The 24316-nt window shown below is 41.0% G+C and carries 19 protein-coding genes; 12 read left to right on the top strand and 7 right to left on the bottom strand.

All coding sequences use genetic code 11. The features are described from left to right. The first annotated feature begins 193 nt into the window (after nt 1–193). A complete protein-coding gene (locus TOL2_RS06220) occupies nt 194–637 on the top strand; it encodes a DMT family transporter (protein ID WP_014956662.1) in 444 nt (147 codons plus the stop codon). Between the two features lie 125 nt (nt 638–762). On the opposite strand, the gene TOL2_RS23490 is transcribed toward TOL2_RS06220, so the two are convergent. The 4 genes from TOL2_RS23490 to TOL2_RS06240 all read right to left on the bottom strand — a co-directional run bounded on the left by TOL2_RS23490 (nt 763) and on the right by TOL2_RS06240 (nt 6504). Beyond that, the gene (locus TOL2_RS23490) at nt 763–3108 is read right to left on the bottom strand and encodes a response regulator (protein ID WP_014956663.1); all 2346 of its coding nucleotides are present in this window, start codon (nt 3106–3108) and stop codon (nt 763–765) included. A gap of 48 nt (nt 3109–3156) precedes the next feature. Next, on the bottom strand, nt 3157–4029 hold the full coding sequence (locus tag TOL2_RS23495; protein ID WP_051012288.1) for a phosphate/phosphite/phosphonate ABC transporter substrate-binding protein: 873 nt from the start codon (nt 4027–4029) through the stop codon (nt 3157–3159). Between the two features lie 495 nt (nt 4030–4524). Further along, on the bottom strand, nt 4525–4881 hold the full coding sequence (locus TOL2_RS06235) for a hypothetical protein (RefSeq protein ID WP_014956665.1): 357 nt from the start codon (nt 4879–4881) through the stop codon (nt 4525–4527). 333 nt (nt 4882–5214) lie between these two features. Continuing rightward, nucleotides 5215–6504, bottom strand: coding sequence for a radical SAM protein (locus TOL2_RS06240; protein ID WP_014956666.1), 1290 nt, complete (start codon nt 6502–6504; stop codon nt 5215–5217). Between the two features lie 212 nt (nt 6505–6716). On the opposite strand from TOL2_RS06240, the gene TOL2_RS06245 reads away from it, so the two are divergent. The 11 genes from TOL2_RS06245 (at nt 6717) to TOL2_RS06300 (ending at nt 19755) form a co-directional block, all read left to right on the top strand. Then, nucleotides 6717–7811, top strand: coding sequence for a tRNA-queuosine alpha-mannosyltransferase domain-containing protein (locus TOL2_RS06245; RefSeq protein ID WP_014956667.1), 1095 nt, complete (start codon nt 6717–6719; stop codon nt 7809–7811). Nucleotides 7812–8070: 259 nt separating this feature from the next. Further along, nucleotides 8071–9186 carry a (Fe-S)-binding protein gene (locus TOL2_RS06250; RefSeq protein WP_014956668.1) on the top strand — a complete coding sequence of 372 codons (1116 nt, stop codon included), beginning with the start codon at nt 8071–8073 and terminating at the stop codon, nt 9184–9186. A 44-nt stretch (nt 9187–9230) separates the two neighbouring features. Next, nucleotides 9231–12266 (top strand): CoB--CoM heterodisulfide reductase iron-sulfur subunit A family protein, encoded by a 3036-nt coding sequence (locus TOL2_RS06260; RefSeq protein ID WP_148278068.1) that lies wholly within the window; start codon nt 9231–9233, stop codon nt 12264–12266. 12 nt (nt 12267–12278) lie between these two features. Continuing rightward, nucleotides 12279–12698 carry a hydrogenase iron-sulfur subunit gene (locus TOL2_RS25235; protein WP_198408357.1) on the top strand — a complete coding sequence of 140 codons (420 nt, stop codon included), beginning with the start codon at nt 12279–12281 and terminating at the stop codon, nt 12696–12698. After that, nucleotides 12698–12841, top strand: coding sequence for a hypothetical protein (locus tag TOL2_RS24795; RefSeq protein ID WP_158406064.1), 144 nt, complete (start codon nt 12698–12700; stop codon nt 12839–12841). Before TOL2_RS25235 ends, TOL2_RS24795 begins: the two co-directional genes overlap by 1 nt. A 3-nt stretch (nt 12842–12844) precedes the next feature. Continuing rightward, complete coding sequence (locus tag TOL2_RS06270) at nt 12845–13012, top strand: FAD-dependent oxidoreductase (protein WP_014956672.1); 168 nt, start codon at nt 12845–12847, stop codon at nt 13010–13012. Between the two features lie 15 nt (nt 13013–13027). Beyond that, a complete protein-coding gene (locus tag TOL2_RS06275) occupies nt 13028–14389 on the top strand; it encodes a 4Fe-4S dicluster domain-containing protein (protein WP_014956673.1) in 1362 nt (453 codons plus the stop codon). 16 nt (nt 14390–14405) lie between these two features. Further along, complete coding sequence (locus TOL2_RS06280; protein WP_014956674.1) at nt 14406–16079, top strand: CoB--CoM heterodisulfide reductase iron-sulfur subunit A family protein; 1674 nt, start codon at nt 14406–14408, stop codon at nt 16077–16079. A 109-nt stretch (nt 16080–16188) separates the two neighbouring features. Further along, nucleotides 16189–16626 (top strand): hydrogenase iron-sulfur subunit, encoded by a 438-nt coding sequence (locus TOL2_RS25240; RefSeq protein WP_014956675.1) that lies wholly within the window; start codon nt 16189–16191, stop codon nt 16624–16626. Between the two features lie 166 nt (nt 16627–16792). Further along, nucleotides 16793–17596 carry a 4Fe-4S binding protein gene (locus TOL2_RS06290; protein ID WP_014956676.1) on the top strand — a complete coding sequence of 268 codons (804 nt, stop codon included), beginning with the start codon at nt 16793–16795 and terminating at the stop codon, nt 17594–17596. A gap of 119 nt (nt 17597–17715) precedes the next feature. Then, on the top strand, nt 17716–19755 hold the full coding sequence (locus TOL2_RS06300) for a formate dehydrogenase H subunit alpha, selenocysteine-containing (RefSeq protein WP_014956677.1): 2040 nt from the start codon (nt 17716–17718) through the stop codon (nt 19753–19755). Nucleotides 19756–19829: 74 nt separating this feature from the next. On the opposite strand, the gene TOL2_RS06305 is transcribed toward TOL2_RS06300, so the two are convergent. The 3 genes from TOL2_RS06305 to TOL2_RS06315 all read right to left on the bottom strand — a co-directional run bounded on the left by TOL2_RS06305 (nt 19830) and on the right by TOL2_RS06315 (nt 24310). Continuing rightward, on the bottom strand, nt 19830–21422 hold the full coding sequence (locus tag TOL2_RS06305; protein ID WP_014956678.1) for an NERD domain-containing protein: 1593 nt from the start codon (nt 21420–21422) through the stop codon (nt 19830–19832). Nucleotides 21423–21571: 149 nt separating this feature from the next. Next, complete coding sequence (locus tag TOL2_RS06310; protein ID WP_014956679.1) at nt 21572–23167, bottom strand: hypothetical protein; 1596 nt, start codon at nt 23165–23167, stop codon at nt 21572–21574. A 3-nt stretch (nt 23168–23170) separates the two neighbouring features. Beyond that, nucleotides 23171–24310, bottom strand: coding sequence for an AAA family ATPase (locus tag TOL2_RS06315; protein WP_014956680.1), 1140 nt, complete (start codon nt 24308–24310; stop codon nt 23171–23173). Nucleotides 24311–24316: the final 6 nt, after the last annotated feature.

Here is a 24316-nt window from a genome sequence, read left to right on the forward strand (position 1 = left end):
ATTTTTTTTAATCTAATGGAAAAAAAACCGGTACAAATGGGTTGTGAACGAACAGATATTTGAACATTGAATAGGCGCTTGTTTTATTTTAATCGGTTTATACTAATCAGGGGATGAAAAAAACAGGGCTTGAATAAATATTCCTGGCTGGGGTATGTTATGACAATATTTAAATCGGAGATAAAGATATTTCATGAAATTTTTTTTATTGTTTCTTGCCCTGGTTGCAGGAATGCTTGCACCTATACAGGCCGGGCTGAATGGTAAAATAGGACGTGCTGTTGGAGATCCTGTATATGCGGCATTGATATCATTTGCAGTTGGATCGGCAGCCCTTTTTTTTTATGCCGTGGTGATCCGGGTGGATTTTTACAGTATCCGGCAGGCTTTTGGTCTTCACTGGTCTGTATGGTCGGCAGGCTTTCTGGGGGCCTTTTATGTTACAGCGGTTATCATTTTGACACCAAAACTTGGGGCAACTCTTACCTTTGGCCTTGTGGTGGCAGGACAGATGATAATGGCGGTTTTTATGGATTATTACGGTCTTTTGGGCGTGCCCGTACAAGCTTTTTCCATTCAGCGCCTGGCAGGGATTGCTCTCATAACGGCAGGTGTTATCCTTATTAGAAAATTTTGAACCAATGTGAACCAATGTGAACCAATGGCTTGCTTGTGTTATTGTGCTTTTAGCAACGTCTTGATCATAAAGAATAATTTTAACAAAGTGCCAATATTGCAAGCCTGATCAACTATATGCAGCTGTTATTTCTCATCCAGCACGTCACGAATCAAGGCTGCCAGTTTTGTTATCAATACTGGTTTTTGAAGATATTTGCGGATACCCATTTCAATTGCCTCAGTTTTGGTAAAATTTTCACTATATCCTGTACACAGGATGATGGGTAAATTTTTTCTAATGTTTAACATCCTGGCTGAAAGCTCATCGCCTTCCATTTGAGGCATGGTCATGTCCGTGATGATCAAATCAAACCGGCCAGGGTCTTTTTTGAATTCTTGAAAGGCCTGTACCCCGTTTGGAAAAGAGGTTACATGATAACCCAATTCTTTTAAAAAATCCCTGGTTGCTGTTCGAATATCCTCTTCATCATCAACAAGCATTATTTTTTCCGTTCCCCTGTTTAACGGCTTTTTTTTCTCTTGCTTCAGTATTCCATGTCCGGGTTTTGCTTCTGTTATGGGAAGATAAATATTGAAACTGGAACCTTTCCCGGGCGTGCTATAGGCTTTTACATAACCATCGTGTTTTTCAACGATTGCCTGAACTAAAGCCAATCCGAATCCCGTGCCTTTTCCAACATCTTTGGTCGTGAAATATAGATCAAATGCCTTTTCCAGGGTTTTTTGATCCATGCCATGCCCTGTATCTTTTACTTCCAGTTTAATAAAATTACCGGACAACAGGTTTGAATCGGGCAGAGCATTTTGTTCGGACATTTCAATTTGAGTTAATTCCACAGTCAAAATACCGCCTTTTTCACGCATTGCATGATAGGCATTAGTGCAAAGATTCATTATGACCTGATGAATTTGGGAGGGGTCGGCAGTCACCATTGCTCTTGAGACAATGTTTTCTTTTATTTCAATGCTGGCGGGTATTGAGGATCTCAGTAATTTGATTGTTTCTTTTACCATGCTATAAAGTTGCAGGGTTTGTTTTTTATATTCGGTTTGCCTGCTGAAGGCAAGTATTTGTTGAACCAGGTCTGCCGCCCGTTGAGCGCCTTTAATTATTTGGCCGATATGACACTTTGCTTGTTCAGGATGTTCAATATGTTGTTCAGCCAAGTGAGAATATGAAAAAATCGCAGAAAGAATATTATTAAAATCATGGGCAATACCGCCTGCAAGAGTTCCCATTGCCTCCATTTTCCGGGATTGAAGCAGTTGCGCCTCAAGTTGTTTGCGTCTGGTCACATCGTGATAAATCACAACACTGCCTTTGGGAACACCGTTTTGCCCTCGCCACACATCAAAGCTGATGATGACATCCAGGATTTCACGCTTTTTATTGTACCGGTGGGTTTCAAATTCATGGTAACTTTTACCTTTTTTAATCAGGTCAATCATCTGAAGGGTTTTGGGCAAAGCATCTTCTGGGACATAATTTATTTTTTTTCCTTGTAATTCTTCTAAGGTCCATCCAAACGTCCTGGTAAAAGCCGGGTTGATATAAATTGTATCTCCTTTCATGTCATAGACGGCTATTGGGACAGGTGAAGCTTCCATGAGCTTGTGATAATTTTCTTTGTCTGCAGCCCGTTTTTTAATTTGTTTTTTAAGCTCAGCCGTTCTTTTTTCTACGCGAATTTCCAGTTCATCCCGGGAGAGTTGACTCTTTTTTTCTGCCAGTTGACGTTTGTAGGATTCTGTTTTTAAAGTGTCAGTCATTTTATTAAATGACTGTGTCAATATTCCTATTTCATCTGAAGAGGTGACATTGATTTTGTAATTTAAATTGCCCTGGGAAATTTCTTTGGTTCCCTTGACCAGGTTCTTTAAAGGGTCGGTTAACAGCTTTGACATGTAGATTCCCAACAAGACTGAAAAAAATATCATGCCGATGCAAATCAAGAGAATATCTTTTATTCTTTCAGTTGCCTGGTTTTCTATGGTTTTTAATGAGATGTCTATTTTCAGCAAATATATCACTTTTCCCAGTGCTGTAACAGGATTGACAAACTCCATCACCTTTTGGCTGTTATAGCTGGTTTTTCTATGATTTGTTTTTGTGCTGCTTATGACATTCTGATAAAACTCATCAAATTTTATGATTCCGGATACATGCTGATCCGTGCTGATCCACACCCTTCCCGTGGTATCCATGACGGTAACCAGAAGAATATCGCTGTCTTCAATAAGCTCGTTGGCATTATCCAGAAATGTTATGTAATCATTTTCAAAAATATAGGCTGTGCCCATCTGGGTGAATGTTTTTAAAATTGCCGTCCCATGTTTCCGGGTTTCCATTTGCAGGGCATTGATGGTGCGGAAATAGGAAGTAAATGTAAAAATGGCGATGATAACAGACACTATCACAAGAAAGGAAAAGACAATTTTCAGACGGATACTGGGCCTTAAAGATAACATGGTTGACCTTTTGTCATGATTAAGAGGTGAAAATTAAATTTAAAATAATTATGAATCCTGTTTGGATTTGAGCTTCATTCGTTTGGCAACGTCACGCACATTATTGTAATCACTGTCAAGGCCCCTCACAAATCCCTTGGTAGTTAATCCATTAAAGATTTTTTCTGCATCTTTGTGCTGAGTCATCTTTAACATTGCCTTTTGAATCTTGAAAAATTGTTTGTCCGGCATATCCTTTTGCGCTACCCATGGACCGCGATAGATGGCATCTGATTCCCATAGGATTTTTATGTCATTATAATTGATATTAATTTTATCGATTGCAGTATATGAGGTGGCACCTGCGTGTGAATGTCCGTTATAAACGGCAAGAAGGGAATTTACATGTCTTTTTAAATATTGAGTCTGTGAAAAATCTTCCAATTGAATGCCTGCTTTCATCAAGCCTGCCATGGGAAACAAAAAACCTGAAGTTGATTTAGGGTCGGTAAAGGCAAAGCTTTTCCCTTTAAGATCTTCAAGGGTATTGGAGCCTGAGTCTTTTCTTGTAATGATGATGCTGTGATAAAATTCAATTGAATTTTTACTCATGGTTCGGCAAATTAACCGGACCCCGAAATTGTCCTGGGCTTCCACATAAGCAAAGGGACCCAAATAACCAATATCTGCTTGTCTGGTTTTAAGTTTTTCAATCACATCACTATAGGTTTTGCTTCCTATCCACTGGAAATTGATCCTGGTTTCTTTTTCCAGCAATTGTATGAATACACCATATGCATGTTCATTGCCCAAATTGGATCGATGGGGAATAATTGCCAGTTTTAAAGTCTCTTCTTGAGACTGGGCATAACAGTTATGATGTAAAACAACAGAATGAAACAGAATATAAAAAATCAGTGATATCCAGTTAGATTTTTGCATGATCCTCTTTATTGTTTGACAACCCTTTTAAATTGTTTTTCTTTGAAAACAGCATTGAAACTCAATTTTTGCGCAAACTATATATCATGAGATAAAGTCAGTCAAATTTTATGAAATAGATTCAGGGTGAACGCATAGAAAACTGGCATGATTTTTGATTTCAATAAATTCAAGCAATTAAAATATATAGCTTTTTGAAAAGAGAATAAAAGCTGAAATAACGCTTTGTAATCCATTGAATTTATTATAACCGAAATTTTAATGCGTTTGCCCTGGTCTGAATATAAACACTGACCTGAAAAATGATAAATTTTAAAACAATAAATTTTAAAAAAAGGGTGGACAATTCAATGCGAATAAGTTGTCCACCCTTTTTGCTGCTTTGTAAACACCTGGACACAAGTTACTTCCTGTACATAGCAATGAATTTTGCTGTCGGAAAAAATTTTAGTCCAAGTGCTTAAAAAAAATGAAGTCTGTTTGATTATTGAATTTTTATTCAATCACTTCTGCGATATCAACAATAATCGTGTCCATTGTTTCACCTTCTATTAGCTCTCCGCTGACGAGAACTTTTTGTCCAATCAGCTCTTCAAGATTTTCGCCTTGAAGCAGATAAACCTCTTCTCCGTCCAACAGTGTATACCAGTTCTCTGTTGTATTAACAATTCCTTTATACTCATGATTTATAACCATGTCGGTATTTTTATGACTAATTTCCAAAGTTGTTTTCTGGCCTGCTTCTTGATCCTGAGCAAAGGTTATATTGCCGATTCCGATTAATCCAATGATCAGTGATGCTGTTAAAAATGCTCTCATGTTAGTTACTCCTTTTTTTGATTTTAATTCCATAAAATTTTTCTCCAATAAGCCCGGATGATTAATAAACCCGGGGTATGGAAAAAATTAACCTTTAATTGGAAAATTTATTTTTCATCTCCAATGGTTGGAATCCTATTAGAGCAAACCCCGTGCCAACTATGTAACTATTTGTAGTTTAAGCATTGTTCGATTTTACAGATAGTTTTAAGAATTTTGCAGTTACAAAAAAATCACACCTGGTTACAATTTTTGCACTTTTTGAAAATCATAGTGGTAAAAACAAAAGCTTGAAACAGATTCGGATGACCAGGAAAATCAGGAATTGACGCAAAAAAAATGGTTTTTCAACAAATATAATGTGTTTTACAGCCGCTGAATCAGATATAAAAATGTTGGAAAACGGCTCATGGATTTGAGTTTGTAAAAATCATAGAGTACCTGCCGGGAGGGACGGCCAAACGTTAAGGGGGACAGATAAACAGATCCTTTGGGTTTTGTCCGGTTGACGCTTTCTCTGACCAGGGACATTAATGCTGTATAATGGGACTTTGGAAGGGTTTCATCCATGACAAAATTGCAACTGATTTCTATGTTGGCGGCTGTGTTGTTTATCAATTGTATCTTTTGAAATGCCAGGCCCACCTTTTCAGAAGTGATTGGTTTGCCTAATATATCCAGGGTTGACTGATCATATGATTCAAGACCGATATTGATAAAGGTTTGAAAGGGCAGGCAATTGAGGGTTTCAAAAAAGGCCTGGTCTGCATTTAAAAAAGAGTCCACACTTCCAAACATGAACAGGTAATTTTTTTTCATAACCGATGTCTGGAATTCAAATGCATCATAGGCATCCTGTGCGGTTTTTAGAATAAGATCACAAGGAGAGTTTAATGCATCATGTTCTCCTAAAAACAGGGCATTGAAATTGATGAGATCTTTATCATACAATTGCCTGAGTTGTTTGATCTGGGTGTCAATATCCTGTTTGGATCGAACAGCGAATTTTTTTTTGTTTTTTATCTTGCAAAACCGGCATTTATACAGACACCCGTCGGAAATGGTCAAAGGAATAATATTATAGTCAACATGCCGGGCATCGGGCGGCATTACCGTTACCCGTGAACCTGATATGTCAAACAATTGCTGCGCTTTTTTCTGCAAGCCTTCCGGGGTTTGCTGCTGTATGGCGTCAATCCATCGGGAAAACCGGTCCGGCATATGCGTTTCAGGTAATTGGCAAATCATTTGATGCCAGTTCTTGACGATTTCATCAATTGCCTTTTCGTTAAACGGTTTTCCGCCGAGCAGGGAATTGGTCTGATACATCAGGTTGGGCAGATAGTATTCGCCCAGAGCTTCATATACCCCTGAATAACCGCCGCTCGAATAATACACCCAGTCATTTCCCATGGTTCGCTTGAGCCATTCCGAAGGATGAATCCAGTTTTTCTTTTTTGATTTTGCATGTCTGATCTCATGATTGAGATTGAATTCAAAAATATAATCTTGGGTTTCAAGCCGTGAAAAAACGCCGTATTTTAAAGGGTAACTGACCTTTGTATATTCATTGTTTGCCTGACAATTTAACTCAATTGAAAAATCACCGGTTTTAAAGATTTGACTTTCATCATCTTTTGTTTTCAATCGTTCCATGATTTCCACGCAGGGTTTTCTAAGGTTTGCATATTTTTAATACAGACTTGTTTACAACTCAAATTCAAACTTGGCAATGATTTTTTAAAAATGGTGTCTGAGGGCATCAATATTTGAAACAACAGAGGCTGACGGGTCTTGACCTTGTTGTTTAAATTCACTATCCCTTTTAAATTTAATCTTTTTAAATTTAACCATGGGGATGCAATAGTATGAAAATTCTTTTTCTTGAACCTTTTTTCGGCGGCTCTCATAAAGATTTTGCATTGGGGTTTCAAGCTCACTCTTGTCATGAGGTGGACCTTGTAACGCTCCCGGCAAGATTTTGGAAATGGCGTATGAGAGGAGCTTCTCTTTATTTTGTTGATCAAGTCAAAGATTTTTCCTGCTATGACGCAATCATCACAACGGATATGATGGATTTGACGGATTTTATGGCTCTTGCAGGCAATAATCTTCCACCTGTCTTGATGTATTTTCATGAAAATCAATTGTCCTATCCATTGGAACCCGATCAAAAACGGGATTTTCATCTGGGCTTTACCAATATTATTTCTGCTTTTGCTGCGGATCAGGTTTTGTTTAATTCTGAATTTCATTTTAATGAGTTTATCGGTGAGGCAAGCAGGTTGATCAAACAGATGCCGGATTTGCGGCCCAAATGGATTATTGAGCAAATCAGAAAAAAAAACCGGGTGGTTTATCCGGGTTGCCGGTTTGAAAGCGGTGCAATTGATCTGCAAAACAGGGATGTTAAAAAGCCTTTAATCATCTGGAATCACAGATGGGAATATGACAAGAATCCAGAATATTTTTTTGATGTTCTGAGTCGGTTAAAAAAGAAAAATATTGCTTTTTCCCTGGCACTGCTGGGAGAAAAACTTGATAGATTTCCAAAGGTTTTTGACCGTGCCTTGGAAAAATTTAAAGATGAACTTCTGGTTTACGGATATGTTGAATCAAAACAAGAGTACCTGTCCTGGTTAAAAAAAGGAGCGATTGTAGTCAGTTGTGCAAACCAGGAGAATTTTGGTATTGCCGTTGTGGAGGCCGTAAGATATGGCTGTATCCCATTGCTTCCTGACAGGTTGTCTTATCCTGAAATTATGCCGCAGGATATCCATTCCAAGGTTTTATATCAGACAAAAAAAGACCTTATGGTAAAGCTTGAACACCTGCTGTTGAATTATAATACTTATTTGCCGCTGCAGAAAAGATTGTCCGGAGAACTGGAGCAATTTTCATGGGAAATCATAGTAAAACAGTATGATAGGATTTTGGATAACTTAAAATATACCCTTGACTAAAAGATATTTTACCATTACATTATAGCTTTTTTCTAGCTTTAAAGGCTGAATCTTTTGATTTTTAAAGGCTCGTTTGTTGATTTTCAAAATTAAGAGTGGGAAAATTTAAGACTGGAAAAATTAAAAAAGGTTTATACCAGAAAACGATTCTTTTTGGAAGATATTTTTTTGAGAAAGGATCAATACTTTGGGGTTGGTTTTTTAAATAAATCAAAATTTTGATTTATATTTATATTAAATATTTTTGGATATTAATAATATGCAGCTTTCAAAACAACAAATTGATTACTGTATGGAGTGCGGGGTTTGTACAGGCAGTTGCCCTGTTGCCATGGAGCTTGATGGATTTTCACCGCGTCAGATGATTAAACGGACATTGGGTGAGCCTGAAGGGGATATCCTACAAAGCAAGGATATCTGGGCATGTCTGTCCTGCTCAAGATGTTCGGACCGGTGTCCGGTCGAAATCGACTTTCCCGCATTTATCCGTACATACCGTAACAAAGCAAGACAAGAAGATAATTTGCCTAAATTGAGTCACCACGGCATGTTTCATACCATTACCAGTATACAGGCCACGGGTGTGCAACAAGACAGAATAGGGTGGGCAAAAGAGGCTGGAAAGATTGCGGAAAAAGGGGATTATTTTTATTTTACCGGCTGTGTTGCTTTCTATGATATTGCTTTTCAATATTTAGATCTTCATATGATTGAATCCGCTAAAAACAATCTGATGCTCTTAAATAAAATGGGTATTGAACCTGTGATCAGCAATGATGAGTGCTGTTGCGGACATGATGCATTTTGGAGCGGTGATGACGACACCTTTTTAACCCTTGCAAAAAAGAACATTGAAACCATTGTGGCAACAGGGGCTAAAACAGTTATATTCGGCTGTCCTGAAGGATATTCCATGTTCAGGGAAGCTTATACACAACAGCTTGGTCCGTTACCCTTTGAGATTATTCATATTACGGAATTTCTGGCAAAAGAGCTGCCCAATTCAGATGTTTGCTTTAAGAACGGGAGTTCTGCAAAGGTTACTTTCCAGGACCCCTGCCGGCTGGGAAGGCGTTCCGGAATCTATGACGCACCAAGAGACCTGATTTCTCTTGTTCCCGGATCTGAGCTTGCGGAAATGGAACATAACCGTGAGAATGCCGTGTGCTGTGGAACAACCGCATGGATGGAGTGTTCAACCTGTTCAAAGGTCATGCAGATGCAACGGCTCAAAGAGGCTGAAGCGGTTGGTGCCCAGGTTATGATTACGGCATGTCCTAAATGCCAGATTCATTTGACATGTGCAAAGAAAAATACAGACCACAATATTGATATTATAGACCTTGTATCCTATCTTGTTGCAAACATTGAGTAAAGATAAAAAATCAAGGGTTTTTATAATAAAACTGGAGTTAATCAATGGGAAAAAATAATCAAATTCACGGTTCGGTCATGGTAGTGGGTTCCGGTATTGCAGGAATGCAGGCTGCCCTTGATCTGGCGGATTCAGGGTATTTTGTTCATCTGGTTGAAAAAGCCCCTTCCATCGGCGGGGTCATGGCCCAGCTGGACAAGACATTTCCTACCAATGACTGTGCCATGTGAGTCATCTCACCTAAACTGGTCGAGGTCGGCCGGCACTTAAACATTCAGCTTCACACCCTTTCCACAGTTCAAGACATTCAAGGAGAGGCGGGTGATTTTACCGTGTCCATTAAAAAGGCTCCCAGGTATGTGGATATGGACAAATGCATAGCCTGTGGAGAATGTACAAAAAAATGCCCTGGAAAAACTCCGGATGAGTTTAATGAAGGGCTGGATAAGAGAAAGGCCATTTATGTGCCTTATCCCCAGGCAGTACCGTTAAAGTATGTCATTGATCCGTCAAAATGCTTGAAAATTCTCAAGGATAAATGCGGTACTTGTGCAAAAGTATGTCCTGCCGGTGCTATCAACTATGATGACAAGGAAGAGAACCTTACGCTGAGCGTGGGATCAGTTATTATGGCTGCCGGGTTCAAGCCTTTTGATCCTTCAGGGCTTGATAATTATCAATATTCAAAATTTCCCAATGTGGTTACCAGTATTGAGTTTGAAAGAATTTTGTCTGCTGGCGGGCCAACGCATGGCCACATTGAATGTTATCCTGACAAGACAGAGCCTAAAAAGATTGCCTGGCTGCAATGTGTGGGGTCAAGAGATCAGAACAAATGCGATAATAAATATTGTTCTTCTGTCTGCTGCATGTATGCGGTTAAAGAGGCCATGATGGCCAAGGATCACATTCACGGCGAGTTTGAGGCATCCATCTTTTTGATGGATATGAGAACCTATGGAAAAGATTTTGAAAAATATTATGAACGGGCAAAAGATGACGGGGTCAGGTTTGTCCGGTCAAGAATTCATACCATCACAGAAGATAAAAATAACGGTCTGGTATGTACATATGTAACCGAAGACGGAAAAAATATTGAAGAAACCTTTGACATGATGGTTTTGTCCGTGGGTATGGAAACACCACACGATCTTGTTCAAACCGTTAAAGATATGGGTATTGAACTCAATGCCAATAATTTTGTCGTCACATCGGGTTTCTCACCTGTTGAAACATCCCGTAAAGGGTTTTATGTGTGCGGCGCTCTTCAGGAACCCAAAGATATTCCCCTGGCTGTAATGGAAGCCAGTGCCGCAGCTTGTGATGCAGGAACCAGTTTGTCCCCTTCAAGGGGAAGCCTGACCCGGACCAAGGAATATCCGGCAGAGGTTGATGTTATAAGCGAAGATCCTAGAGTGGGTGTGTTTGTCTGCAATTGTGGAACAAACATCGGCGGGATCGTGGATGTGCCGGCTGTTGCCGAATATGCAAGGACCCTTCCCAATGTTGCCTTTGTTGAAGAGAACATGTTCACCTGTTCCCAGGATACTCAGGACAAGATGAAAAAGGTGATTGAAGAAAATCATTTGAACCGGATCGTGGTTGCCGCGTGTACTCCAAGAACCCATGAAGCGCTTTTCCAGGAAACTTTAAAGGATTCGGGCCTGAATAAATATCTGGTTGAAATGGCCAATATCCGAAATCAGTGTTCCTGGGTTCATTCAAAAGAGCCGGAGCTTGCCACGGCCAAATCAAAAGATCTTGTACGGATTGCCGTTGCAAAAGCAACGCTGATGAGACCCTTGCCCCAGCCGTCTGTTGGTGTCGTGCAAAAGGGATTGGTCATTGGTGGCGGTGTTGCAGGTATTACGGCAGCGCTTGGACTTGCCAGACAGGGTTTTTTCACCACTTTGGTTGAAAAAAATGATGTGCTGGGCGGCAATGCCCTTAGCCTGAATCATACCTGGAATGGTGAATCAATTACTCAAAATGTGAGAGCCCTGATCAGTGAAGTTCAGGAACATCCCATGATTGATGTGTTTACCGGGACAAGTGTGTCTGCAACTTCCGGTTTTATCGGTAATTTTTCGACCACTATTGCCACGGGTGAACAAGAACAGGTCATTGAGCATGGTGCGATTATTGTCGCCACCGGTGCAAAGGAAAGAAAACCCACAGAATACCTGTATGGTGAAGATGACAGGGTTTTGACCCACCTTGAGCTTGACAGGAAAATAGCAACGGATGATGCTTTTGTTAAGAACATGGATACGGCAGTTTTTATTCAATGTGTCGGATCAAGGGAGCCTGAACGGCCTTATTGTTCAAAGGTATGCTGTACGCATTCGGTAAAGTCCGCACTTGCATTCAAAGAGCTGAACCCGGATATGGAAGTGTATATCATTTACAGGGATATCAGAACTTACGGGCAAAGAGAAGAACTCTACAAGGAAGCCAGGGATAAAGGCGTGATTTTTATCCGGTATTCCCATGACAAAAAACCCGTGGTTAAAACACAGGATAATGAGGTTTTAGTACGGGTTAAAGATCATGTGCTTGACCTTGACCTGGAGATCAGTACCGATCTTGTGGTACTGGCATCCGCAATTGTTCCGGAAGATAATTCAGCGTTGGCCCAGATGTTCAAGCTGTCGTTAAATGATGACAACTTTTTCATGGAAGCTCATGCAAAGCTTCGTCCGGTGGATTTTGCCACGGATGGTATTTTCCTGGCAGGTATGGCCCATTATCCAAAACCGATTGAAGAGAGTATTTCCCAGGCAAAAGCTGCTGTTTCAAGGGCAACAGTTGTTCTGTCCAAAGAAACCGTCACGGTTGACGGTGTGGTATCCCAGGTGAATGAAGCTTTGTGCCGGGGCTGTTGTGCCTGCGAAGAAGCGTGTGCTTTCGGGGCCATTACGGTTAACGAGCAGGAAAACGGGGTGAAAATCGCCACGGTTCAGCAAGCTCTTTGCAAAGGATGTGGCGGATGTGCGGCAGCTTGCCCAACTGGTGCTGCAAGTGTTTTCCATTATGATAATGAAGTGCTGGCCATGGTTGAGACAGCACTTGAACAATAGAAAGGATTGAAGATGTCAAAAGATTTTAATCCGCGGATTTTAACATTTGCCTGCAACTGGTGTTCATATGCAGCAGCAGATCTTGCAGGTGTCAGCCGGTTTCAGTATCCGCCCAATATGAGAATTATCAGGGTTATGTGTTCAGGCGGTATCAATCCCAATTATATTTTGAAAGCATTTGAAAAGGGAGCAGACGGTGTTCTGGTTTCAGGCTGACACATTGGTGATTGTCATTACCTGGACGGTAATGTAAAGGCTCAGAAAATGTTTAAAATGACGGGTGAATTTTTAAAACTTTTGGGAATTGATTCACAAAGAGTCCGTATAGAATGGATTTCTTCTGCTGAAGGAACAAGGTTTGCAGAAGTTGCCAATGAATTTACTCAAACCATAAAAGCCTTGGGGCCTGCCAATATACAAAAGGTGGCCTGATGGGTGATAGTTTATATGAAAGTCCCGGTAAAGCCGGGATTAACTTTCAACCTTTGTTGCGGGCAAATCAGGGCGACCGGATTTTTGTGGAAAATGGTCAGGTTTGCCCCGTGGCAGTTATAAAAAGCGGTAACAGGAGGTAGATTGTGACAAAGGATATACTTGTCCTTGGCGGAGGAATTGCCGGGATTCAGTCTTCACTGGATCTGGCGGAGATGGGGTTCAAGGTCCACCTTGTGGAGAGCCTTCCTTCCATTGGCGGGAAAATGGCTCAGCTTGACAAGACGTTCCCTACCAATGACTGTGCCATCTGAATACTTTCGCCCAAGATGCTGGATGTCGGTCGACATCCCAATATAAAACTTCTGGCGTATAGTGAACTTGAGAAAATAGAGGGTGAAGCAGGAAATTTTACTGCAACTGTAAAAAGAAAAGCAAGATATGTGGACGAAAACAAATGCACGGGCTGCGGTGCCTGCGCACAAGCGTGTCCCACACCTGTTCTGGATTTGTATAATGAAGGGCATGCACAAAGAAAAGCCATATATTCATGGTTTGCACAGGGGATTCCATCCACCCATGCTATTGACCCGGATCATTGCCGGGTATTGACAGGAAAAAAATGCGGGATCTGCCAGAAAAAATGTGAAGCAGATGCCATTGATTTTGAGCAAAAAGACGCTATTCTTGAACTTTCAGTGGGTGCAATCATTGTGTCAACAGGGTATGATGTGTTTGATCCGGCTAAAATACCTGAATATCGGTATACCCAATTGGACAATGTGATAACCGCAATGGAATTTGAAAGGTTTTTATCTGCTTCCGGCCCTACGGCAGGGCATATTTACCGTCCTTCCGACCGGAAGGTAAAAGCAACCATATCGGATCTTGAAAAAAAGGTTAAAAAATCCCAAAAAGCATTGGACCGGTTTGAAAAGAACCATGGTATAAAAAGCGATGAATTTTATTCAGCCTATAAGGCCGGCAGTTTGAATCCGGGTGAAGATCTTGAAAAAGATCAGGACAACTGGGCTAAAAAATATGCTGCTCATCTTGAGAATGCGATTCCCCTTGAAGATTTAAAAGAAAAAGCCAAAGGATTTACAACCGCAAAGAATATCGCCTTTATTCAATGCGTGGGATCAAGGGATTTAAGGTTTTATCCGTTTTGTTCCGGATATTGCTGCATGCATTCCATCAAAGAGGCTATTATTGCTCATGAACATGACAATGACACCCATTCGGTTATTTTTGGAATGGATATCAGGGCAGTCGGTAAAGGTTTTGAAGAGTATAAAATTCGCGGGGGCAATAATTCCAATGTCTCCTATAAACGGTCCAGGGTAGCTGAAATTACAAAGAATGCAGATGAAAGTCCGGTTCTGATTTATGAAGATACCCAGAAACAGAAAGTGGAAAAACAGGCCTTTGATCTGGTTGTTCTGGCCACTGCCTGTGGGCCTGTAAAAGGAGCTCAGAAAATTTCAGATACATTGGGGATTGATCTTGACCGGTATGGATTTTTTAAAACCGATCCTGCAAATCCTCTGGATACATCCAAAGAAGGCATTTATGTCTGCGGGTGTGCCCACAGCCCCATGGATATCCCTGAATCCGTTGCCCAGGCAAGTTCTGCTGCTGCAAGAGCAGCTCAGACTGTGATAAAAAAAAATGATAAAAAGGCATCATAAAGAAAGGTTGCCAAAAATGACTATAAATAATTTAACACCTTATGAAGAGCCTCGCATCGGTGTCTTTGTTTGTGACTGCGGTTCAAATATTGCCGGACATATGGATTGTACTGATGTTGCGGAATATGCCAAAACTCTTCCTCATGTCGTGTATGTAAAGGAAAATCTTTATACCTGCTCTGAAGCCGGGATTGGGGAAATTAAAAAAGCCATCAAAGAGCAGAATCTGACCCGGGTTGTCGTGGCATCATGTTCACCAAGAACCCATCATCCTTTGTTTTCAAGTTCCTGTGCTGAAGCAGGTTTAAATCCTTATCTTTTTGAGATGGTCAATATCAGGGACCAGTGTTCCTGGGTCCATATGGGAAAAAGAGAAGAGGCCACTCAAAAGGCCAAAGAGCTGATTGCCATGGGTGTTGCCAAGAGTGCCGGGTTGGAGCCTCAAAAAGAGATTGAATCTTCTTTGATCAGAAAAATTCTGGTTATTGGCGGGGGGATTGCAGGGTTATCTGCTGCCCAGGCATTGTCAGACATGAATCTGGACATCATCCTGGTGGAAAAAACCCCCAGTCTTGGAGGTCTTTTAAGACAGGTTCATCATCTTGATACAGGGGGAAGTGCTGAGCAAACCCTTTCTGAAATTGTTGATGATATTCAATCAAAATCCAATATTACCTGTTATACCAGTGCAACAGTCAAAGAAACGGGCGGATATATTGGTAATTATGATATTAAAATAGAGACACAAGATGGTCTGATTGAAGAACATGTCGGCTGTATAGTGGTTGCCACTGGTGCAGTGCCGCTCATCCCGGAAGGCCTTTATGGGTATGACGGTAAAAATGTCATCTCATTAATGCAGCTTGAACAATTGCTTAAAAAAGATGAGCTTGCTGCAAAAAGGGTTGTTTTTATCCAGTGTGCAGGAGCCAGGACCAAAGAAAAAGAATATTGCTCAAGAATCTGCTGTACCATTGGGGTTAAAAATGCCATGCTGATCAAAGAAAAATTTCCTTTGACCGATGTCAGGGTTCTTTATCGAGACATGCAGATGTATGGTACTCATAAAGAGCAGATGCTCTGGGATGCCAGGGGAAAAGGTATCAGGTTTGATGTGTACGGCCCTGATAATCCACCACAAGTGAAAAATGGAAAAGTGACGTTTTTTCAAGCTGTTACCGGCAAGAATGTGGAAGTTGATGCAGATCTTGTTGTCCTGTCCACCCCCCTTGTGCCGAGAAGTGATTCAGGGTCCCTGGCTAATATGTTGCGTGTTCCCACGGACCAGAATGGATTTTTCCTGGAAGCCCATGCAAAGCTTCGTCCCCTTGATTTTGCTGCAGACGGTATTTTTGTCTGCGGATCAGGACGTTATCCTGCCACATCCACTGAAGCCAGAACTCAAGGCATTGGTGTGGCTTCAAGGGTGGCAGCCATTTTATTCAAGGAAAAACTGGTAAAAAGTGCAATTGTGGCACAGATTGATCCTGATTCTTGTGTGGGGTGTATGGCATGTCTTTCCATGTGTCCTTATGAAGCCATTACCTATAATGGGGATAAACATATTTGTGAAATCAATGAAATTCTTTGCAAAGGATGCGGGAATTGTGCAGCGACCTGTCCGTCCCATAGTGCGCAGCTTAGAGGTTTTAAACCCGATCAATTGATGGCACAGATCGGGGCGGCGTAACAGCCTGAACGGTCAGTCCATCGTATCAATGGTTGATCATAAGTTGAAGGTTGATCGCAAATTGGACCCAAAGAGTGGAAACTTTAAATATATATAAGGAAAGAAGTAAATGAGCGACAATAATTTTGAGCCCCATATAGTATGTTTCCTGTGTACCTGGTGAGCATATGCAGCTGCTGACCTGGCTGGGGTCAGTCGTATGCAGTACCCGGCAAATATCCGTATAATCCGGGTAATGTGTTCAGGGAGCGTGTCTCCCCATCATATGCTACGCGCCTTTCAACAAGGTGTTGACGGTGTTTTTGTGGGTGGTTGACATTTGAGCGAATGCAATTACCTGTATGGTAATTATTCTACGGAAAAAAGAGTAGCGGTTCTTTCCCAGATGCTTGATTTCTGCGGTGTTGAAAAAGAGCGGCTTCGGGCCAGATGGGTATCCTCAGCAGAAGCACCTGAATTTGTTGAGGAGATCAACCATTTTATTGATACCCTTAAGAAACTTGGACCGTCACCATTAAAGAAAAAGTCATCTAAAAATGTTGCTTAACAGTTATCAAAAGGCTCATGACTACATCATAATAAGATTTTTGTTGTAGCCGTTATGTTATAGCTGTTACCGGTATGTTATAGCTGTTATTGTTATAGCTGTTACCATTATAGCTGTTACCATTATATGTTAAGTGTTAACTAAAAAACTTGTCATAGGTGTTTTTATGATTGATAGAGTAAAACAAAAAATAAACGAACTTCTTTCAGATGATTCTGTAAAGGGCGTTGTTGCACTTGTAACAGCCAATGGCCATGTGGCGCCGTGTTTGTTTCAAAAAGGTGATGATCTGGATAAGCTTTGCCTTGGAGATACGGAAAAACCCGGGGATGCAAGGTATCCTTTGAATAAAGTTCTTGTTACCATTGCAAGACAATATCCGGAAGATGTGTTTGGGGTTCTGGTTCGCGGGTGTGACGAAAGAGGTCTTTATAGCCTGTACAGACTGAATCAGCTTGATCCTGATAAAGTTATCTCCATCGGTATTACATGCCCTGAATCTCTTGCTCAAGCTTGTGAATGCAAAAAACCGTATCCGGATGAAATTTCAGCCGGAGAAAAAGCGGAAGCCGCCTCTCAACAGGGTGTGACAGATATGGACGACAAAGATCTTTTAACGCGTTTTTCTTTTTGGATGGAGCAGTTTTCAAAATGCGTAAAATGTTATGGTTGCCGAAATATCTGCCCCATGTGTTTTTGCAAGGAATGCAGTCTTGAATGCGAAGAACTGGTATCAAAAGGTGATCTTCCAGTGGATATACCGGTATTTCATTTGACACGGGCCATGCATATGGCTGACCGGTGCATAGATTGCGGGCTGTGTGAAGAAGCCTGCCCGTCTGATATTCCCCTGAGGCTTTTATATAAAAAGACTTCTAAAATCATGAATGATGAATTCGGGTTTACATCCGGGATCAATAAAAATGAAAAATCACCCTTAAGCTTAATGGGTCCTGCACCTGAAAACTAATGGGTTAATATAAACTGCCGCGGGCAGACCTGGTATTTTCACTTTGGTTTGCCCACAACAAAGGTAGAAAGTCAGTACTGGGTTTACCAGGACTTTCATATAAAAAAAGAGGAAAGATAATGGATTACAGGAATACGCTTACAACCTGCACCTATTGCGGGTGTGGATGCAACTTTTTTCTTGAGTCCCTTGATGGCAAACTCACCGGTACAACCCCCTGCAAGACCAGCCCGGTCAATGAAGGCAAACTTTGCATCAAGGGATGGAATGTCCATCAGTTTGTTCAATCCGACAAAAGATTAAAACAGCCATTGCTAAGAAAAGACGGGGAGCTGACCGAGGTTACCTGGAGTGAAGCTCTTGAGTTTACCGTATCAAAACTAAAGGAGATAAAACAAGCCAATGGGTCTGATTCCATCGGTTTTCTGGCATCAGCCAAAGTGACCAATGAAGAAAATTATCTCATGCAGAAGTTTGCAAGGGCAGCCATTGGTACAAACAATATTGATCATTGCGCCCGGCTGTGACATTCTTCCACAGTGGCAGGTCTTGCCGCATCTTTTGGCAGTGGAGCAATGACAAATGCAGTATCTGAATTAGAAATATCAGACACCATATTTATAATCGGGTCAAATACAGCAACCTCGCATCCTTTAGTTGCCACTCGTATTTTCAGGGCAATTGAAAACGGTGCAAAAGTTATTGTTGCAGATCCCAGAAAAAATCAGATTGCCGATTTTGCCCATCTGTATGTCCGGCATAATCCCGGAACAGATGTTGCCTTGTTAAACGCGATGATGAAAGCGATTTTGGACAAAGGACTTGAGGATAAAGACTTTATTGCTGAAAACACAGAAGAATTTGAAGGGTTTAAACAGCTTATTGATACTGTCAGTCTTGAAGAATCGTCAAACATTTGCGGTGTGTCTGTAGAAGATATCAAGGCTCTTGCCGAGGCTTATGCTAAAGCTGATAAAGCCTCCATTGTCTATTGCATGGGCATTACTCAGCATACGACCGGGGTTGATAATGTAAAGTCCCTGGCCAATCTGTCCATGTTGACTGGAAATATCGGAAAACTTGGAACAGGGGTCAATCCCCTTCGCGGTCAGAATAATGTTCAGGGTGCCTGTGATATGGGTGGTTTGCCCAATGTATATACCGGGTATCAGCCGGTTACCCTGGGGGATGCCAACAAAAAATTCTCCCAGGCCTGGGGTGTGGATTTTTTGCCGTCCAACATTGGTTTGACAATTCCGGAGATGCTTGCCGGTATTGAAAATGACGAAGTTAAAGCTTTGTGGGTCATGGGTGAAAACCCGGTTGTTTCCGATCCTGATGCCAATCATGTTGTCAAAGCCCTGGAAAAGGTTGAACTTCTCATTGTCCAGGATATTTTTCTTACCCCCACGGCAAAATTGGCAGACGTAGTGTTGCCAGGAGTGTCATTTGCAGAAAAGGACGGAACCTTTGTCAATACGGAAAGGCGTGTTACACGGGTTAGAAAAGCTGTTGATCCTGTGGGTGAGTCAAGACAGGATTGGGAGATCATCCAGGAAATTTCCAACCGGTTCGGGTTTGAAATGGCTTATGAGTCTCCTGAAGATATCTTCAATGAAATTGCAAGCCTTACGCCGTCATATGCCGGCATTACCTATGAGCGGCTTGAAGGGCCGGGGCTTCAGTGGCCTTGCCCCAGCAAAGATCATCCTGGAACACCGTTTTTGCACAAAGATGGAAAATTTACCCGGGGAAAAGGTCTTTTTCATGCCATTTCTTATATCCCGCCCAATGAAGTTGCCAATGATGAGTATCCATTCTTGATGACTACGGGCCGGGTTTATGCACATTACCACACCGGCACCATGACCAGAAATTCCGAGTCCCTTGATTTTGAAGCGCGGGAAGGATTTCTTGAGATCAATCCTGTTGACGCTCAAACGCTTGACATCTGCGATGGCCAGAAAATCAAAATGGCCTCCAGAAGAGGAGAGATTGAAACAAAGATCATGGTTACAGAGCGGGTTTCACCGGGACTTGTATTCATGCCGTTCCATTTTGAAGAGGCCAATGTCAATAAACTGACCAACCCGGCCTATGATCCAATTGCCAAGATACCGGAATTCAAGGTGTGTGCTGTAAAACTTGAAAAAGCCTAAATATTCATAAAATCTAAACATTCATCAGGCGGTTTTATTCTTAAAATCGCCTGATGGTATATCCAAATCCTTTTTTATTCGTGATCCCGATCTGATAAAATCAGGGAAAGGCTTGCTGTCGCTCTGCTCATCCCGACATATAAAAGCGGTAATTGTTTTTTGTCCTGATAATGATGATCAAGATCAATCAGGATGATGCATCTGTTTTCAAGTCCCTTGAAGTCTTGTATACGGGCATAGGAAATTTTACTGTTTGAATAAAAATTTTGAATTAAATTTTCATCCAGCACTTGGATTTTACTGCGGGATGAACGATTCAGCCGGGCTGCACAAGAATCCTTAAACGAAAAAGGGGATAAAATGGTTATGTCTCCAAGCGGAACGCCTTCCATAGTAACCAGGCGATTCAACTCTTTGGCAAGTAAGATCTCAGGTCGGGTATCGCAACGATGGATAACAACATCCGGCCCAAACCCTGTTCCATCCGTACCCGTATCATATTGAGTGAGGCTCTGGATTTTTTTTAAAATCGGTGTTGTGTTCCTGCAATTTTTTTTGAGTGGAATGCAGACAGGGTTCATACTCAACAGGTAGTCCAGAGCGGCTTTTTCGTAGCAGCCAAAAACGCCGGATTGATGGTTTGTATCATGAAAAACAGCCCAGCGACCGTTTATAAAACCCCCTTTTAAAAAAGATTCTATTTTTGCAAGATCTTTAAAATTAAAAAGATCCTGGCCTTCATCCACGATCAGCACATCAAAATATTGAATGCAGCTTTGTTTGGCTTTGAGTTCCAGTTGATCAATGGTTGAAATAGTTACATTCTGTTGTCTAAGCCGGGCATGAAGATATCGTTCAAGCCACAAAGATTTGCACACAAACAGGACATTTTTACAGGATTGAGCAAACCTTCGGCAAAGTTCCGCTGCCATAAAGGTTTTTCCGGTCCCAGCCCCACCGGCGCAGACAATCTTTTTGTTTGCCTGTGCAACATCCAGTAAACAAAATTGATCTTTGGTCAGTTTGCAAATCCGGTCATGGATAGTGTCTAACTGAGCGCAAAGAGCCGGAAGTGTTTCAAATGCAGGACGAAGATAGGTTTTTATTTGATCAATATCCTGATCACAAAGCATTGCAGCGGTTTTGCGCATGTCTTTGGACTTCCAGTAGTGAACAAAAGCATTCAGCCAGGCATCAAAAAAATCAAAATTTTTTGCATTCAACAGGGTTGTTTTATCCCATTCAAGGGTATCAACTTCTAAATTGCAATCAGGGAAAATAACTCCGTATCCTATGCACATGCGGTCGATCAAGTCTTGACCAAACTGCTTTTTCAGATCATTTTTAATGGAGTGCAGGGCTTCTTGGGCCTGTTCAAAAGGACTTCGTCTTTTTACATGGTCTTTCCCTTTTTTGTCTGTAAAATGCCATAGTCCCTCCATATCCCTTGATACTGATCCGCCTTTTACCTCAAAAACAAAAAGGCCATGTGCGCTTAAAAGTACAAAATCAGCTTCGCCGAACCGCTGTTTGATATGGTGGGGCAAGTTTAAGGAATGAAAACAAACGGATTCAGGGTCCAGGCAAGGAGCTTGAGAAAATTTTTCAAATACCCTGATCTCAGCTGTGCTGTTTGTGTCATAGGGTTGACAAGGTAACATTCTCATGGGAATTCAATTTCTTTTTTTGTTAAAAAGCTTAGGAATAAGAATTAAATTAATCATAATTTACCATGAAGGACTTGAAGACCATATAGAGCCTACGGCCGGAACAATTTTTTGTTCTTTGATTGTCCATGTTATTGAATTTGTGTTCCTTATGAATTAAACATAGTCTGAAAGTCCTTTTTTTCATCATCAGTCAATTGTGTCTTTTTTAAACTTGCTTTGAAATGATCTTTATCAATGGATTCTTTGAAAATTACGTTTCCGGTCAGCTTGATTTTTAATGTGCCGTCTTTTGAATAGTGTAAATCAAAAAGTTTTTCTTGCGGTACATTTATTTGCCATTGAAGCGAAGGCCAGTCTCTTGTTTTTGCCAATTGTACGGCACATTTTCCCAGTTTGTGATTGGTGTTCCAGGGTGTTTTCAGCAGCATTGCCTTTTCCCAGGAACTGCAATTTCCAGTCAGTTTAAAAGAAAAGTCAGCAGCAGAAAAAACATAGGCATGTTCTGCATAAAATTGATTGTGCCAGTCCGCCATAAAATTACAAACAGAATAACCCAGTTGTTTGTCCTGATGACGAATCTCTTCATCCATTCTTTTCCACCCCTGCCAGGCAGCATATAAAATATTGGCAAACAAAGTGATTTGCGGTGTTATCTCCCATTCTTTGATCATTTCTTTGTTTTTGCGAAAGCCGTATAAGTCTTTGGGATACAATAAAAAAAGCAACAGTCCTTTCATTATATTGGAGGCAATATCATGATTTTGGAAAAAAAATGCAGGATCATCAATGCCTTCAACAATGGTTGATATTTCACAAAATCTTTTTTCCAGTTTTTTGATGAGATCTTCATAGGAGCTTTTGGGGCTCTTTCGCAAGTCCTTGCTTTTTTTAAACTCTTGTTGCAGCTGATCTAAAAAAACAGAGGTGGTAATCCCGTCGTACGGGTCACAGGAAGACAAAAGATTGAGCAGATGCCACAAGAGTATCCCGTCAACATCGTCGGTTATTGCCGGTTTTTTCCAGATCCAGTGATAAAGGTATTTGATCTGTTCGGGCAATAGCGTCAGGTCAAAAGATTCCGGCGGCACTTCAATAACAGCTGCATCTATCAGTTTTTGAGACTCTGGCATTGGCGGCAGTGTTTGCAGCAGCATGGAAAGAACTCCGCCGCGGGCATCTGCCTGCAAAAAATCCTGGGCTTGGGGAATGTTTTTTGGGGCATCAATCTGCCTGGATTTGAAAACATCAAGGCTTGGGTTTTTATCAAAAATATCCTTGTCACTGCCTGTTTGATTAAAAATTTTTGCGTTAATTTTACAACTGAAATCATTGGGATGAAAATTGGCATATCTGAAATCAAGGAACCTGGTTTTTGCCTGTTTGGATTTAAAACAAATGTTTTTGATAGCTGTTACCGGAATCACACCTTGAAAAAAAACAATGTCTGCCAGGTAGTTTTTATCGAATTGCTCTTGCATCAGCAGACTTGATTTTTCCCAAGACAATTCAAGGGAAAGGATGACAACGTCAATATCATCTTCTTCTTGACACAGGTAAAGAAGCTCGGCAGGAATGGAATCTACGAATAAAGGGATAAAACCAGGACAAAAAGAAGAAAAATCTTTGTAATATTTTTTATATCCTTCCCTTGGACGGATGACGCCGGTGGTAATGATGCTTTTTAAATTTTCCGTGTTCGTGGCCATTAAAAATAGTTTTGAATCAAGTTTTGGTTTTGCCATAAATTAACACTCCTTTTGCTGCCATGTCTTTAAAACTTTTTTGTCATCCGGGAATTCATTCATGATTTTTTTTCTTTTATAGTCATTTGTATTGGCATCCATCAGAAAAAAAAGTCCTTTTCTCGCCCTTGAAATCAAAACATACATCTCTTTTCTAAATCGTTCATCTCCTGGAGCTGCAAGGGGAAAATTATGTAAATCAACGATAAAGACATCATCAAACTCCAGGCCTTTGGCACTTTTTGAATTGATAACAACAATACCTCCATGGTCAAATTCAATGGGCTTGTTTTTACTCCCCAGATGGTTTGCATATGTGTACAGACAATGGATGCCCAGTATTTCCAGTTGCCTGAAATAATACTGCCTGACCTTGTTGTTCGGCGTTATAATTCCGATCAAATGACCGGGATAGGTTTTGTGCCGACGGGCGATATGGCTGATCATGGCATTTAAGTTATTATATTCAAGCAATAATGGGATCTCGCCATTTTTCTCCGGCAACTTCGGTGGATCGGCTGTTGTAGCGCAATAAAAGTGTTCTGCCAACTCAGCTATTTGACGGGTGTTTCGATAATTTTTAGTCAGTAAAAAACATTGATCTTTCTCAACATCAAGCCGTTCTCTGATTTGTTTGATGGATGAATTCATCTCAACAATCTGCTGGTTTTCATCTGCCGATACAATTACTTTTTGAAAGGTTTCATCCATGAATTCATAAAAGCCGGGAGGCATATCCTGTCCCTCGTCAATTAAAATAAAGGTATTATGATCGGTTTTAAGGTCTATTCGATCCAAGATTTCCATGATCATATCCCAGTCATATTCAAAGCTTTTAATCTCAGGCGGCAGCATTTTAAACTGAAGTTTGAAAAAATGCCAGAACCAGCTGTGCCAGGTTTTTATGGAAATATCATTGGCCAGGCTCAAAGACATTTTTTCCAGAATTTTATTGTACAAAAGACATAAACACTCTTTTTTGTTTCGTTTTAATTTGTCCGCCAGAATAAGAAATATGACGGTTTTACCCGTTCCGGGTGCCCCATAGACAAGGGATCTGTCTTTTAATTGAGTTTTTCTCAACACCCGGTCCTGCTCTTTGCTCAATTCTTCGTATGTGGGAAGCCTGAAGTTGTTTTTCATTGAATC

Source organism: Desulfobacula toluolica Tol2 (genome assembly GCF_000307105.1).
In the GTDB taxonomy this organism is placed as follows: Bacteria; Desulfobacterota; Desulfobacteria; order Desulfobacterales; family Desulfobacteraceae; genus Desulfobacula; species Desulfobacula toluolica.